General features: G+C 71.9%; 14 protein-coding genes. 6 read left to right on the top strand and 8 right to left on the bottom strand.

What is annotated here, in order from left to right:
- Positions 1-78: 78 nt before the first annotated feature.
- The gene (locus N801_RS17330) at positions 79-1107 is read right to left on the bottom strand and encodes a DUF2332 domain-containing protein (protein ID WP_052113255.1); all 1029 of its coding nucleotides are present in this window, start codon (positions 1105-1107) and stop codon (positions 79-81) included.
- A gap of 18 nt (positions 1108-1125) precedes the next feature.
- On the opposite strand from N801_RS17330, the gene N801_RS17325 reads away from it, so the two are divergent.
- A complete protein-coding gene (locus N801_RS17325; protein WP_035940471.1) occupies positions 1126-2619 on the top strand; it encodes an aminopeptidase P family protein in 1494 nt (497 codons plus the stop codon).
- A gap of 12 nt (positions 2620-2631) precedes the next feature.
- Here the strand turns inward: N801_RS17325 and N801_RS17320 are convergent, their stop codons facing one another.
- The 3 genes from N801_RS17320 to N801_RS17310 all read right to left on the bottom strand — a co-directional run bounded on the left by N801_RS17320 (position 2632) and on the right by N801_RS17310 (position 5305).
- A complete protein-coding gene (locus N801_RS17320; RefSeq protein ID WP_035940470.1) occupies positions 2632-3381 on the bottom strand; it encodes a PIG-L deacetylase family protein in 750 nt (249 codons plus the stop codon).
- Between the two features lie 31 nt (positions 3382-3412).
- Positions 3413-4024, bottom strand: a complete 612-nt coding sequence (locus N801_RS17315; protein WP_035940469.1) for a YflT domain-containing protein — start codon at positions 4022-4024, stop codon at positions 3413-3415.
- A gap of 66 nt (positions 4025-4090) precedes the next feature.
- Complete coding sequence (locus tag N801_RS17310) at positions 4091-5305, bottom strand: acyl-CoA dehydrogenase family protein (RefSeq protein WP_035940468.1); 1215 nt, start codon at positions 5303-5305, stop codon at positions 4091-4093.
- A gap of 262 nt (positions 5306-5567) precedes the next feature.
- Between N801_RS17310 and N801_RS17305 the strand changes: the two genes are divergently transcribed.
- Positions 5568-6416, top strand: coding sequence for a serine protein kinase RIO (locus N801_RS17305; RefSeq protein ID WP_035940467.1), 849 nt, complete (start codon positions 5568-5570; stop codon positions 6414-6416).
- Positions 6417-6467: 51 nt separating this feature from the next.
- On the opposite strand, the gene N801_RS17300 is transcribed toward N801_RS17305, so the two are convergent.
- The 4 genes from N801_RS17300 to N801_RS17285 form a co-directional block, all read right to left on the bottom strand.
- On the bottom strand, positions 6468-7178 hold the full coding sequence (locus N801_RS17300; protein ID WP_035940466.1) for a L,D-transpeptidase family protein: 711 nt from the start codon (positions 7176-7178) through the stop codon (positions 6468-6470).
- 133 nt (positions 7179-7311) lie between these two features.
- Positions 7312-8022, bottom strand: coding sequence for a L,D-transpeptidase family protein (locus tag N801_RS17295; protein WP_035940465.1), 711 nt, complete (start codon positions 8020-8022; stop codon positions 7312-7314).
- A gap of 179 nt (positions 8023-8201) precedes the next feature.
- Positions 8202-9071 (bottom strand): HpcH/HpaI aldolase/citrate lyase family protein, encoded by an 870-nt coding sequence (locus N801_RS17290; RefSeq protein WP_035940464.1) that lies wholly within the window; start codon positions 9069-9071, stop codon positions 8202-8204.
- Positions 9071-10171, bottom strand: a complete 1101-nt coding sequence (locus tag N801_RS17285) for an HpcH/HpaI aldolase/citrate lyase family protein (RefSeq protein ID WP_035940463.1) — start codon at positions 10169-10171, stop codon at positions 9071-9073. Before N801_RS17285 ends, N801_RS17290 begins: the two co-directional genes overlap by 1 nt.
- A gap of 54 nt (positions 10172-10225) precedes the next feature.
- Here N801_RS17285 and N801_RS17280 point away from each other — a divergent pair, with 54 nt between their 5' ends.
- From N801_RS17280 to N801_RS17265, 4 genes are read left to right on the top strand one after another with little or no spacing between them, the layout of a single operon-like run.
- On the top strand, positions 10226-10762 hold the full coding sequence (locus N801_RS17280) for a hypothetical protein (RefSeq protein ID WP_035940462.1): 537 nt from the start codon (positions 10226-10228) through the stop codon (positions 10760-10762).
- Between the two features lie 9 nt (positions 10763-10771).
- Positions 10772-12049 carry a magnesium transporter MgtE N-terminal domain-containing protein gene (locus tag N801_RS17275; protein ID WP_035940461.1) on the top strand — a complete coding sequence of 426 codons (1278 nt, stop codon included), beginning with the start codon at positions 10772-10774 and terminating at the stop codon, positions 12047-12049.
- Positions 12042-12623 (top strand): DUF1003 domain-containing protein, encoded by a 582-nt coding sequence (locus N801_RS17270; protein WP_052113254.1) that lies wholly within the window; start codon positions 12042-12044, stop codon positions 12621-12623. The genes N801_RS17275 and N801_RS17270 overlap by 8 nt, the downstream gene beginning before the upstream one ends.
- A gap of 9 nt (positions 12624-12632) precedes the next feature.
- Positions 12633-13778, top strand: coding sequence for an Mrp/NBP35 family ATP-binding protein (locus N801_RS17265; RefSeq protein WP_035940460.1), 1146 nt, complete (start codon positions 12633-12635; stop codon positions 13776-13778).
- Positions 13779-13905 lie beyond the last annotated feature (127 nt).

Genomic DNA, 13905 nt, shown 5'->3' with positions numbered 1-13905 from the left:
CCCCCGACTGATTGCGCATTCCGTTCACCACGGACGGCCCTTCGGGCAGCGGTCGTGAACAGAATGCGCAATCAGTCGTCAGAGCAGGGTGAGGGGCGGGCCGTGGTGGGTGCAGTGGCCGATGACGTCGTCGTCCACCTCGACCTGCGGCAGCCACGTGCCGCCCGACGGCCGCGGGTCGGGGTCCTCGAGCGCGACCCGGACGACCGGCAGCCGACCACGTGCCTCGTCGACGGCGGCGAGCATCGCCGCGTACTCCTCCGCCGGCCAGTACTGGCGCGTGATCGAGTGCCACACCACGGTGAGCGCTCCCTCCGGCGGGGGTGACGCCAGCTGCTCCCTCACCCACGCCGCCCCCGCCGCCCGGTCGAGCACCACCGGGTGCTCGCGCGCCGTCGCGAGCGCGGCGACGAGGCGCTCGTCCCGCTCGGGCATGTGCGGCCAGATGAAGGACCTGAGGTGGGCCTCCGTGCCCGGCTCCGACACGTCCAGCGGGTGCAGGTCGCACCCACGGCGCTCCACGACCTCGAACGGCGCGGGCGCGAGTCCCGCCGCGCCGCAGCCGCGCAGGACGAGATGCGCCCCCTCCGGCCCGGCCGCCCACCCGTCGCCGACGAAGCGGAAACGGTCGACGAGCAGGTTCAGCCCCGCGGAGGCACCGGGCTCGAGGAGCCGCACCCGCGACAGCCCGGTGCGACGCACGGCCGCCGACAGCCCGGCGAGCAGGGCCAGCGACCGACCCACCTCGTTGGTCTGCGGCGCGACGTCGAGCGCGGCGCGCAGCTCGTCGCCATGCGCCCTCAGCACCGCCGCGAGGGCCGGCCACACGGCATACCGGTCCGCCGTCCCGCCGACCGACGGGTAGAAGCGCGCCAGCTCGGGGGCGTCCCCGCGCAGCACCACCCGGTGGATGCCGGCGAGCAGCCGGAGCTGGACCATGTCCCCCGGCGGCGCGTCCTCGTGCCCCGCGAGCAGGTCGCGCACGACGCCCCCACGGTCCCAGTCGTCCGCCAGCACCCGCACGAGGACCCCGTAGAGGTGGTCGGTGGAGCCCGCGAAATGGTGGCGCATGCGGTCACCCAGGGTGACCCCGTCGTAGGCGGACACGCGTGCCACCATAGGCGGGTGAGCGAAGAGCAGAAGCAGGCAGAGAACCGCGCCCGACCCACGACCGAGGAGTTCCGCGGCTTCGTCCGTGAGGACTGGTCCGAGCGCCGTCCGCAGGCGACCGAGCCGGCGGCGTCGGCGCCGTATGCCGCGCAGCGCCGGGCCGTCGTCAGCGCCTCCTTCCCCAGGCAGCGCCTCATCGTCCCGGCCGGCGGGCTCAAGGTCCGCAGCAACGACACCGACTACGTCTTCCGCCCGCACAGCGCCTTCGCCCACCTCACCGGGCTCGGCGCCGACCGCGAGCCGGACGCCGTGCTCGTGCTCGAGCCGACCGAGGACGGGCACGAGGCGATCCTCTACTTCCGGCCCCTCGGCGAGCGCGACAGCGACGACTTCTTCGCGGACGCCCGCTATGGCGAGTTCTGGGTCGGCGCCCGCCCGACCCTCGCCGACATCGAGCTCGAGCTCGGTGTCACCGCGCGCCACATCGACGAGTTCGAGGGCGCGGCCGCCAAGGACGCGGGCGAGGTCTCGGTGCGTCTCGTGCGTGACGCCGACCGGGAGCTCACCGCGCGCCTCGACGCCGCCCGCGTCGAGAACGGCGCCGAGCAGGAGTCCCTCGTCGAGCAGGACGACGCCCTGTCGCACGCCCTCTCGCTGCAGCGGATGGTCAAGGACGAGTACGAGGTCGAGCAGATGCGCGAGGCGGTCGCCGCCACGCACGTCGGCTTCGAGGCGGTCATCGCCGAGCTCGAGACGGCCGTCGAGGTCGGGCGCGGGGAGCGCTGGATCGAGGGTGTGTTCGGGCTCCACGCCCGCCACCAGGGCAACGGTGTCGGGTACGACTCGATCTGCGCCGCGGGTGACCACGCCAACACGCTGCACTGGATCCGCAACACCGGCGACGTCGCCGACGGCGACCTCGTCCTGCTCGACGCCGGCGTCGAGGTGGACGCGCTCTACACCGCCGACATCACCCGCACCCTCCCGGTGAGCGGCACGTTCAGCGAGGCGCAGCGTGAGGTCTACGACGCCGTGTTCGCCGCGCAGGAGGCCGGGATCGCCGCGGCGAAGCCGGGTGCGAAGTTCTCCGACATCCACGCCGCCGCCATCGCCGTCATCGCCGAGCACCTGCACGCCTGGGGCCTGCTGCCCGAGGGCGTGTCCGTCGAGGACACCCTCGACACCGAACACGGCCAGTACCACCGCCGCTGGATGGTCCACGGCACCTCGCACCACCTCGGCATCGACGTCCACGACTGTGCCCTCGCGACGCGCAGCGAGTACATGGACGCCGAGCTCAAGGCGGGCATGGTGCTCACCGTCGAGCCCGGCCTCTACTTCAAGGCCGACGACCTCAAGGTGCCCGAGCGCTTCCGCGGCATCGGCGTGCGCATCGAGGACGACGTCGTCATCACCGAGGACGGGTGCGAGAACCTGTCCGCCGCGATGCCGCGCACGAGCGCCGACGTCGAGGCATGGATCGCCGAGGTCCGCGAGGAGAACGCCTGAGCCGCAGTCGGTTCAGCGCCGTGTGACCACGTCGAGGGCGAGGGCGTGCGTCACGCCGTCGGCCTGCGCGGCCTGGGCCCCCATCTCGAGGATCATCGGCACGAGCTGGTCCGGCTTGGGGAACTCGTCCGGCAGCGCGGAGTTGTATGCCGTGTGCGCCTCGAGCGACTCGACCGCCAGGGCGACCTTGTCCCCCACGTCGACGTAGTGCGTCGGCTGCGGGCTGCCCGCGAACGCGAGGACCGCGACGTTCCACGGCTCGAACCCCTCGTCGACGAGCTCGGGGAAGATCCACCGGTTGCCGGCGTCGGCGACCGCGTCGACCGTGGCCAGCCCCACCGCCCGGTGGTCGGCCTGGTTGAGCATCCCCGCGACGAACCGGTCGCCGTAGTGCCCGGTGACGACGAGGTCCGGGCGGCGCCGACGGATCTCGCGCGCGATGTCGCGGCGCAGGTCGAGGCCGTACTCGACGTTGCCGTCGCGGTGGTTGCCGAAGTCCACCTCCGTCACCCCGACCACGGCCGCGCTGGCGCGCTCCTCCGCCTCGCGCACCGGACCGGCCTCCCCCGGCGGCATGGTGTCGATGCCGGCCTCGCCGCGGGTGAGGAGGAAGTACGTGACGGTCTTGCCGGCCTCGGTCCAGCGGGCCACGGCGGCCGCCGTGCCGTACTCGATGTCGTCCGGGTGGGCGACGACGCAGAGGGCCGACGCGAAGTCCTCGGGCAGCGGTTCCAGCGGCGGGCCGAACGAAGGAGCATCCATGCCGCTCAGGCTAGACCCGGGCGGCGGCTCGTCACCCGGGGTTCCGCGGAGCCGGCCCGTCGGTGGGAGAGGCCGCGCGATCGGCCGCGGCAGCGGACTGGGAGGCTTCCTGGGCGCGCCGCACCTCGGCCTGGGCGGCGGCCATGGGGTCCATCTCGCGGAGCAGCTCGCGGCCCCGCGCGGCGTGCTTGTGCTCGGTCAGCACCTCGTACTTCGTCGCGACGACCTGCGTGACCGACGTGAAGTCGCGCTGCCCTCCGGTGACGGAGTAGCCGACCGCCGCCCAGATGGTCCCGAAGACGGCACCGAAGACGACGGTCGCGAGCACCGACGTCAACGAGAACCCGCTCGTGTCGAACATCGCGAAGATGAGGCCGATGAGCAGGCCGAGCCAGGCGCCCGACAGGACGCCACCGAGCATGACGCGGCTGCGGGTGAGCCGTCCGGTGACGCGCTCGAGCTGCTTGAGGTCGGTACCGACGATGAGGACGTTCTCGACCGGGAAGTCGTGGTCGGACAGGTAGTCGACGACCTTCTGCGCGGACGCGTACGTGTCGTGCACCCCGAGGGACATGGGGTACTCGAGGGAGAGGATCTGCGCAGCCGCGGCCGGTCCGAGACCACGCGTCGGTTGGGTGCTCATGCCCTCAGTCTCCCACTCGCCGCTGCACGTGCGCTGGGCGGCCGCCGACCGGCATACGACGAGGCGTCAGCGCTTGAGCGCGTACTCCTCGAGCAGCCGGCGCCCGATGATCATCTTCTGGATCTCCGCGGTGCCCTCGCCGATGAGCAGCATCGGTGCCTCGCGGTAGAGGCGCTCGATCTCGTACTCCTTGGAGTAGCCGTAGCCGCCGTGGATGCGGAACGACTGCTCGACGACGTCGGCGCAGAACTCGGCGGCGAGGTACTTCGCCATGCCGGCCTCGAGGTCGTTCCGCTGCCCGGCGTCCTTGATCCGGGCCGCCTTGACCATCATCTGGTGCCCGGCCTCGACCTTGGTCGCCATGTCGGCGAGGCGGAACTGGATGGCCTGGTGCTGGGCGATCGGCTTCCCGAACGTCTCACGCTGCTGGGCGTAGGTGATGCCGAGCTCGAACGCCCGCCGCGCCACCCCGCAGGCGCGGGCGGCGACGTTGACCCGGCCGACCTCGACGCCGTCCATCATCTGGTAGAAGCCCTTGCCGGGCACCCCGCCGAGGATCTGCGCGGACGTCGTCTCGTGGTTCTCGAGGATGAGCTCGGTGGTGTCGACGCCCTTGTAGCCCATCTTGTCGATCTTGCCGGGGACGGTGACGCCCTGGGCGGTCTGCCCGAAGCCCGCCTCCTTGTCGACGAGGAAGGTCGTCATGTTCTTGTACGGCGAGTCCGACTCACCGAGGTCGGTCTTGACGAGCACGGCGACGAGGTTGGCACTGCCCCCGTTGGTGAGCCACATCTTCTGGGCGTTGACGCTCCACTGCTGGTCGACCCCCTCACCCTCGCCGGCGACGGCCTTGGACGTGATCGCGGCGACGTCGGAGCCGAGGCCGGGCTCGGACATCGAGAAGGCGCCACGGACCTCGCCGGTCGCCATCCGCGGGAGGTAGCGCTGCTTCTGCTCCTCGGTGCCGTGCTGGAGGAGCATGTAGGCGACGATGAAGTGCGTGTTGATGATGCCGCTCACCGACATCCACCCGCGGGCGATCTCCTCGACGACCAGCGCGTAGGTCAGCAGCGACTCCCCGAGACCGCCGTACTCCTCGGGGATCATCAGGCCGAAGATCCCCATCTCCTTCATGCCCTCGACGATCTCGGTCGGGTACTCGTCCCGGTGCTCGAGCTCGGTCGCCACCGGGAGAATCTGCTCCTCGACGAAGCGCCGGACGAGCTTGATGAGCTCGGTCTGCTCGTCGGTGAGGCCGTCTGTGCGCTGGAGCCGGGACATTCGCGGGTGCCACCTTGGTCGTGGGGGTCGGATCGACCCTTGTGAGTATGCCGTCCGCCCCCGACCCGCCCCAGCGAACCGGGGTGTGAGTCCCCCCACCCCTCGACGGGAAAAAGGGGTGGCGGGCCGGCCCCGGCACCTGCCACGCTGGTGGCCACCGCACGGCACCCGAGCCGCTGCACGACTCCGAGGAGGCGCGACATGTCCACGACTGTCCCGGGCCGTTCCCGCGCCCTCATCCCTCTCACCTCGGAGTCCACCCATGACCTTCCACGAGCTGGCGACCGAGTCGCCTCTCTTCGCGAGCAACACCTGTCCTGACGCCCCACCTGAGGGCGAGCGCTGGTCCACCTGGGACGGCGCCTTGCACGGGCCGAAACCCCGACCCGACTGGGTCATCACCGCCCTCGGCGCCGTCGAGGAGGACCTCGGCGTCCTCAAGACCGGCAAGGAGGCGGACGTCCACCTCGTGCGCCGGTGGCTGCCGGACGGCACCGCCTCGCCGCGCGAGAGCATCCATGCCGCCAAGCGCTACCGCGGGGCGGACCACCGGCTGTTCCACCGGGACGGCGGCTACCTCGAGGGCCGCCGCGTCCGCAAGAGCCGCGAGATGCGGGCGATGGCCCGGCGCACCGAGTTCGGTCGCGCCCTCATCGCCGGGCAGTGGGCGGCGGCGGAGTTCGACGCCCTGGCGAGGCTCTGGGAGCTGGGCCTGCCGGTTCCCTACCCCGTCCAGCTCGACGAGGCCGAGATGCTCATGGAGTTCATCGGCACCGACCGCACGGCGGCACCCCGGCTGGTGCAGGTGCGCCCGGCACCGGACCTCCTCGCCGAGCTGTTCGAGCAGTTCCGCCACGTCGTCCTCACCCTCGCGGGCGAGGGCTGGGCGCACGGCGACCTGTCGCCCTACAACGTGCTCGTCCACGACGACCGGATCGTCGTCATCGACTGGCCGCAGATCGTCGACGTCGTCGGCAACCCGCACGGCTTCGAGTTCCTCGAGCGCGACGTGCGCACGATGTGCGAGTGGTTCCGCAGGCGCGGCCTGGCCGTCGACGACGACCTCGTCTTCGGTGACGTCGCCGCCGTCGCGGCCGGGTCCACCTGGTGACGCGGGGTCAGCGGCCCCGGCGGGTGCTCAGCCCTGTGCTCAGGCCGGTGCTCAGTAGACCCAGACCTTGCGGCCCAGGTTGACCCAGCTGCCGGCCCAGAGCATGTCCTGCGCGGCGGTGCTCACCCGGCAGCAGCCGTGGGAGGCGGGGTAGGGCGGGATCGAGGTCGACCCGTGGATCGCCCAGCTCTCGCGCCAGTACGTCGGCCGCCACATGGCCCCGAGCGAGCCGACCTGCCAGCCGCTGGGCCAGCGGTAGTAGATCGAGTAGCTGCCGGTGGGGGTCCACGCGGTCTTCCACGTGCCCTTGGAGTAGTACCGCTCGCCGCTGCCGGTGCTCGTGTTGAGCGTGTAGACGAGCCGACCGCTGCCGATGACCATGAGGATCTGCTTCGTGAGGTCGACCTCGATGACCGTCCCCGACGTGCTCCGCGGGCGGGGCTTGACGCCGCGTTCGAGCAGGCCCCAGCCGGAGAGGTCGAGGCGGCCGCTGCGCCGGGCGCCCGCCGACTTCTCGAGGGCCCACACGGCCTGCTGGGTGAGGTGGCCGAACATGCCGTCCGGGGTCCCGCACCAGTAGCCCAGCGCGTTGAGGCGCTGCTGGGCGTAGGTCACCGACGGACCCCTCGACCCGAGGACGACGACGGGGCGCCCGGCGGCCTGCGCCGTGGCGGACGCGGCGACGGCCGCACCTGCGACGGTCGCGCCCACGCCCGCCGAGACGGCAGCGCGTCGTGTGACCTCGTGTCCCCTGGTCTCCATCGTTCCCCTGCTCTCCACGGTGGCCCTCGTCCTCGTCGACGCACCAGCGCCTCAGAAGGTTGCCTGGACTCGTCGGGAACGCGGGAAGTCTGGGGTGAAGACTACCGGCTGGAGACGGTCTCGTGACGGCGCGTCAGTAGATCCAGACCCGGCGTCCGATGACGGGCCAGCCCTCTGCGTACAGCTGGTTCATCGCCGAGACGCTGACCCGCAGGCAGCCGTGCGACGCCGGGTACGGCGGGATCGAGGTGGAGCCGTGGATGGCCCACCCGCTCTTGAAGTACGCCGGGCGCCACATCGAGCCCAGGGCGCCGGTCTGCCACCCCGAGGTGTAGCGGTAGTACACCGAGAAGACCCCCTTGGGGGTGTAGGCGGTGCGCCACATGCCTCTCGAGTAGTAGCGCTCGCCGCTGCCGGTGCTCGTGTTGAGCGTGTGGCGCAACCGGCCGCTCGAGACGAGCATGAGCGTGTTCTCGGCCAGGTCGCACTCGATGACGGTGCCGCTGGTCGTTCGGGGGTTCGCCCGCACCCCCCGGTCGAGCAGCCCCCAGGTCGCCGCGTCGATCCGGCCCGAGCGGGAGACGTGTGCGACCTTCTGCAGGGCCCACACCGCCTGCTGGGTCAGCGGACCGAAGCTCCCGTCGGCCCTGCCGCACCAGTACGTGAGCTGGTTGAGCCGGTTCTGCGCCGCGACGACGTACGAACCCGTGGACCCGCGAACGAGCGTGGGTCGGGTGGCGGCCCCCGCCACCGGTGCTGCCACTGCTGCGATGCCGAGGAACCCGGCCCCAGCCCCTGTTGCGAGGAGCGTCCGACGGGCGACCTCGCTGTCCTCTCTCCTCATGGTGCCCCTGCCTTTGCGTAGCGACCTGCTGACCTTCAGCTGTCACAACGTCCGACGCTTCAGGTGAGCAGACGGTTGCTCGCCGGGAGGAGAATCGCCCACGCGCCACCCAGGGTGACTACGTCGGCCCTGATCGCAGATGAGGAGCGGGCCACTCACTGTCCGCCCGAGACCGGGGACTACCGGCTGGAGACGGCCTCGTGGGTGGCGATGACCCGGCGGGCGACCTCGACGTGGAGGTTCTCGATCATCCGCCCACGGTGGGTCACGACGCCCCGCCCGGCGCCCGCCGCCCACGCCTCGAGGATGCCGCGGGCCTCGGCCACGGCCTCCTCGCTCGGCGCGAAGACCCTGTTGCAGGGCTCGACCTGCCCGGGGTGGATGAGGGTCTTGCCGTCGAAGCCGAGGTCACGGCCCTGGACGCACTCGGCCTCGAACCCCTCGGCGTCCGTGACATCGTTGTGGACGCCGTCGAGGATCGCGATCCCGGACTCGCGCGCGGCCAGCAGCGACAGCTGGAGCGCGGTGAGCAGGGGTCCACGGCCGGGGACGTGCTCGGCCCGCAGCTCCTTGACGAGGTCGTTGGTGCCCATGACGAGCACCGCCAGGCGCGGGGACGCGGCCGCGATCTCGCGGACGTTGAAGACCGCCTCGGGGGTCTCGACCATCGCCCAGAGCCGCGTGTGCTCGGGCGCACCGGCGGCCTCCAGCGCGGCAACGAGGGAACGGACCTCGTCGGCCGAGCCGACCTTGGGGACGACGACCCCGTCCGGTCCGGCCGCCCCAGCGGCGGCGAGGTCGGCGTCGTGCCACGGTGTGCCGATGCCGTTGACCCGGATCGTCAGCTCGCGAGAGCCGTACTCCCCCGACCGGGCCGCGGCGCAGACGGCGTCGCGCGCCGCCTCCTTGTGGTCCGGGCCGACGGCGTCCTCGAGGTCGAGGATGAGTCCGTCGACCGGCAGCGTCTTCGCCTTCTCGAGGGCGCGTGCGTTCGAGCCCGGCATGTAGAGGACCGAACGACGGGGGGTGTATGCCGCCTGCTCGCCCATCAGGACCCCTCACCCTCGGCGGACGGTGACCGGACGGCATACAGCTCGGCGAGCTCGGGGTCGGTGGCCCCGAGCCGCTCGGCCAGCTCGAGGATGACGAGGCACTGCTTGAGCGACGCGTCGTCCTCCATCCGTCCGTCGAGCATCACGGCGCCCGTGCCGTCCCCCATCGCCTCCCTGACCCGGCGCGCGTGGGCGACGTCGGCGGCGGACGGGCTGAAGACGCGCTTGGCGATGTCGATCTGGACCGGGTGGAGCGTCCACGTGCCGACGCAGCCGAGGAGGAAGGCGTTGCGGAACTGGTCCTCGCACGCGACGACGTCCTTGATGTCCCCGAAGGGTCCGTAGTACGGGAAGATCCCGTGCATCGCACAGGCGTCGACCATGCGGGCGATCGTGTAGTGCCACAGGTCCTGCTGGTGGGTGGCGCGGGGCGCGGTGACGGGGTCGACGCCCTCGCCGAGGTCGGTCGCCGGGTCCGCGCGGACGAGGTAGCCGGGGTGCCCGCCGCCGACCCGGGTCGTCTTCATCCGTCGGTCCGCGGCGAGGTCCGCCGGCCCGAGGCTGATGCCCTGCATCCGCGGTGACGCTCCCGCGATGGCCTCGACGTCGGCCACGCCGCGGGCGGTCTCGAGGATGGCGTGCACGAGGATCGGACGGGTCAGCCCGGCCCGGGCCTCGAGCTGGGCGAGCAGCCGGTCGACGTAGTGGATGTCCTCGGGGCCCTGCACCTTGGGCACCATGACGACGTCGAGCCGGTCGCCGATCTCGGTGACGAGGGTGACGAGGTCGTCGAGGGCCCACGGGCTGTCGAGGCTGTTGACGCGCGTCCACAGCTGCGTGCTCTCACCGAAGTCGGTGGCCTTCGCGATGTCGACGAGCCCCTGGCGGGCCGCCTCCTTGCGGTCGGCCCTGACGGCGTCCTCGAGGTTGCCGAGCAGGACGTCGACGGAGCCAACCATCCCGGGGACCTTGGCCGCCATCTTCTCGTTGCTCGGGTCGAAGAAGTGGATCATCCGGCTGGGCCGGGCCGGCACCTCGCGCACGGGAGTGGGGGCACCGACCGCGAGCGGGGCGAAGAAGTCCTTGGGTGAGCGCATGCTGCCGGACGCTAGCAGTGCGGGCGGGGGCGGCGTTATGACAGAGTTCACGCCGTGAGCGGCTCGCCCGAGACACCCTCCCCGGTCAACGTCACCCGCCTCCTCGCCGAGGCGGCGAGCAAGTCCGGCGTGATGTGGGTCGAGGTGCCCGGCGGCGGCAGCCACGCCGTCTGGTTCGTCTGGCACGACGACGACGACCCGCGCGGCGCCGGCCCGGCGGCCTACGTCGTCTCGGGCCCGGGTGAGCAGCGGTTGCCGTTCCTCCCGCCCGAGGTGACCCTCATCCTGCGCAGCAAGGACACCGGCGGGCGGCTGCTCCGTCTGCGCGCCACCGTGCGAGAGCTCGCGCCGAGCACGCCCGAGTGGGAGGCCGCCGCCGAGGTCCTGCGCGCCGCCCGGCTCAACGCGACCGGTGACGTCCTCGCCCGCTGGCGCGAGGGCGCCGTCCTTCACGTCCTCGCGCCGCACGGCCGACCCGACGAGTCGCCCGGGGCGTACGGCGACGAGGCGGGACGCGTCACCGTCTCCCCCGGCCGTGGGACGACGGCGCGCTGGCGACCTTGGCACTGGCGGGGCCGCGGACGCGACTAACCTTGCGGCGTGAGCACGAGCACCCGCGTCTTCGTCGGCCGACTGGCCGAGCTCGCCGTCTTCGACCCCCTGGGCGATCCGGTGGGGCGGGTGCGCGACGTCGTCCTCACGTTCAGCGCCACCCGCACGCGACCTCGCGTCATCGGCCTCGTCGTCGAGGTGCCGGGCCGGCGTCGGGTCTTCGTCCCGATGACCCGGGTGACCTCCGTCGAGGGTGGGCAGGTCATCACGACGGGCCTCGTCAACATGCGCCGCTTCGAGCAGCGCGCCAACGAGACCCTCGTGCTCGCCGAGCTCATCGAGCGGCACGTCCGGGTGCGCGACGAGCAGGGCGAGCTCATCGACGCCACCGTCGAGGACATCGGCCTCGAGCAGAACCACGCCCGCAGCTGGTCGGTCACCCGCGTCTTCGTGCGGCGCACGTCCGCCCGCTCGATCTCGCGGCTTGGACGGCGCCGCGGCGAGACCTTCGTCGTGCCGATCGAGGACGTCTCGGGGCTGCGCGACACCACCGACGAGCAGAGCGCCGCCCGGCTGCTCGAGCACTACGAGGACCTCAAGCCGGCCGACCTCGCCGAGGCCATCCACGACCTGCCGGCCAAGCGCCGCGCCGAGGTCGCCGCCGCGCTCGCCGACGACCAGCTCGCCGACGTCCTCGAGGAGATGCCCGAGGACGAGCAGGTCGAGCTCATCGCAGGCCTGGACAACGACCGCGTCGCCGACGTCCTCGAGGCGATGGAGCCCGACGACGCCGCCGACCTCCTCGCCGAGCTGCCGGCCGAACGCCAGGAGGAGCTCCTCCAGCTCATGGAGCCGGACGAGGCCGCCGACCTGCGCCGCCTGCTCACCTACGACGAGAACACCGCCGGCGGGCTCATGACGACCGAGCCGGTCATCCTCGGGCCGGACGCATCCATCGCCGAGGCCCTCGCCGTCGTGCGCCGCAAGGAGCTCTCGACCGCTCTCGCCTGCACGGTGTTCGTGTGCCGACCCCCGCTGGAGACCCCGACCGGCAAGTTCCTCGGCATGGTCCACATCCAGCGGCTGCTGCGCGAGCCCCCGCACGCGTCCATCGGCACGATCCTCGACAAGGACGTCGAGCCGGTGACGACCGACGCCACCGTCGGCCAGGTGACCCGGCTGCTCGCGACCTACGACCTCGTCGGCCTGCCCGTCGTCGACGAGAACGGCCTGCTCGTCGGCGCGGTCACCGTCGACGACGTCCTCGACCACCTGCTGCCCGACGACTGGCGCGACGACCGCCACGAGGTGACCCCCCATGGCTGACCGCCGCGAGCGCCCGCGGCTCGACCAGCCGCGCGAGGCCGGCCGCCGGTTCCTCACCCGACCCGAGTCGCTGACCGAGGAGGCCTTCGGCGTCCTCTCGGAGAAGTTCGCCCGCTACATGGGCACCGCGTACTTCCTCATCGGCATGACCTTCGTCGTCCTCGTCTGGGTGCTGTGGAACCTGCTGGCCCCCACCGACTGGCGCTTCGACGACTACCCGTTCATCTTCCTCACGCTCGTGCTCAGCCTGCAGGCGTCGTATGCCGCCCCGCTCATCCTGCTCGCCCAGAACCGCCAGGCCGACCGCGACCGGGTCATGCTCGAGCAGGACCGCACCCGCGACGAGCGCAACCTCGCCGACACCGAGTTCCTCACCCGCGAGGTCGCCGCCCTGCGGATCGCCATGCGCGACTCGGCCACCCGCGACTTCGTCCGCGGCGAGCTGCGCGACCTCCTCGACGAGATGGAGGAGCGGGGCCTGACGATCAGCAAGGCCGCCCCGACCCCGCGGAGTGACCAGTCAGACAGCCGCCGGGGCCGGGCCGATGGCGGTCGTGGCGGGCAACCGACCTAGCATGGAGCAATGCCTGTCACCGCTGCACCCGTGAGCGACGACGCCCTCCGCGCCGCCCTCGCCACCGTCAACGATCCCGAGATCCGCAAGCCCATCACCGAGCTCGGCATGGTCGAGTCGGTCGAGTGCGACGCCTCCGGTCGGGTCGCGGTCACCGTGCTCCTCACCATCGCGGGCTGCCCGCTCAAGGAGACGCTGACCAACGACACGACGAACGCGCTGCTCAAGGTTCCCGGTGTCGTCGCGGTGGACGTCACGCTCGGCGTGATGTCCGAGGAGCAGCGGGCCGAGCTCCGGACCAACCTGCGCGGTGGCGCGGCCGACAAGGAGATCCCCTTCGCCAAGGCCGGCAGCCTCACCCGGGTCTACGCCGTGGCCTCCGGCAAGGGCGGCGTCGGCAAGTCCTCCGTCACCGCCAACCTCGCCGCCGCGCTCGCCCAGCAGGGGCTCAAGGTGGGCGTCGTCGACGCCGACATCTACGGCTTCTCCATCCCGCGCATGCTCGGCGTCGAGCAGCGGCCGACGCAGGTCGACGACATGATCCTGCCGCCGATCGCCCACGACGTGAAGGTCATCTCGATCGGCATGTTCGTCCCGGGCAACCAGCCCGTCGTCTGGCGTGGGCCGATGCTGCACCGTGCCCTCCAGCAGTTCCTCGCCGACGTCTTCTGGGGTGACATCGACATCCTCCTGCTCGACCTCCCCCCCGGCACCGGCGACATCGCGATCTCGGTCGCCCAGCTCATCCCCGGCGCCGAGATCCTCGTCGTGACGACGCCCCAGCAGGCCGCCGCCGAGGTCGCCGAGCGGGCCGGCGCGATCGCCGTGCAGACCCACCAGCGGGTCGCCGGCGTCATCGAGAACATGTCCTGGCTCGAGCTGCCCGACGGGTCCCGTCAGGAGATCTTCGGCTCCGGAGGCGGGCAGGCGGTGGCCGACTCGCTCACCCGAACCATCGGTGCACCCGTGCCGCTGCTCGGCCAGATCCCGCTCGACACGGCCCTGCGCATCGGCTCCGACCAGGGGACCCCGATCGTCCTGGATGGGTCGACCTCACCGGCCGCCGTCGCCCTGCGCGGCATCGCCCGCGAGCTCGGCACCCGCTCCCGCGGCCTCGCCGGCCGCTCGCTCGGCCTCACGCCCAGCGGCCGCTAGACGATGGTGCCGGTGGGGGTGCGCGCGTTTGCGACGAAGGAGCAACTGAGCGCGTACCCCCACCGGTCAAGTCGTCCCCGCTGAGACGGACTCGCGCCTAGGTGTACTGACCCGACAGGTTGGTTAA

The organism is Knoellia aerolata DSM 18566, assembly GCF_000768695.1.
In the GTDB taxonomy this organism is placed as follows: Bacteria; Actinomycetota; Actinomycetes; order Actinomycetales; family Dermatophilaceae; genus Knoellia; species Knoellia aerolata.
This window is presented reverse-complemented; position numbering and strand designations above follow the sequence as displayed.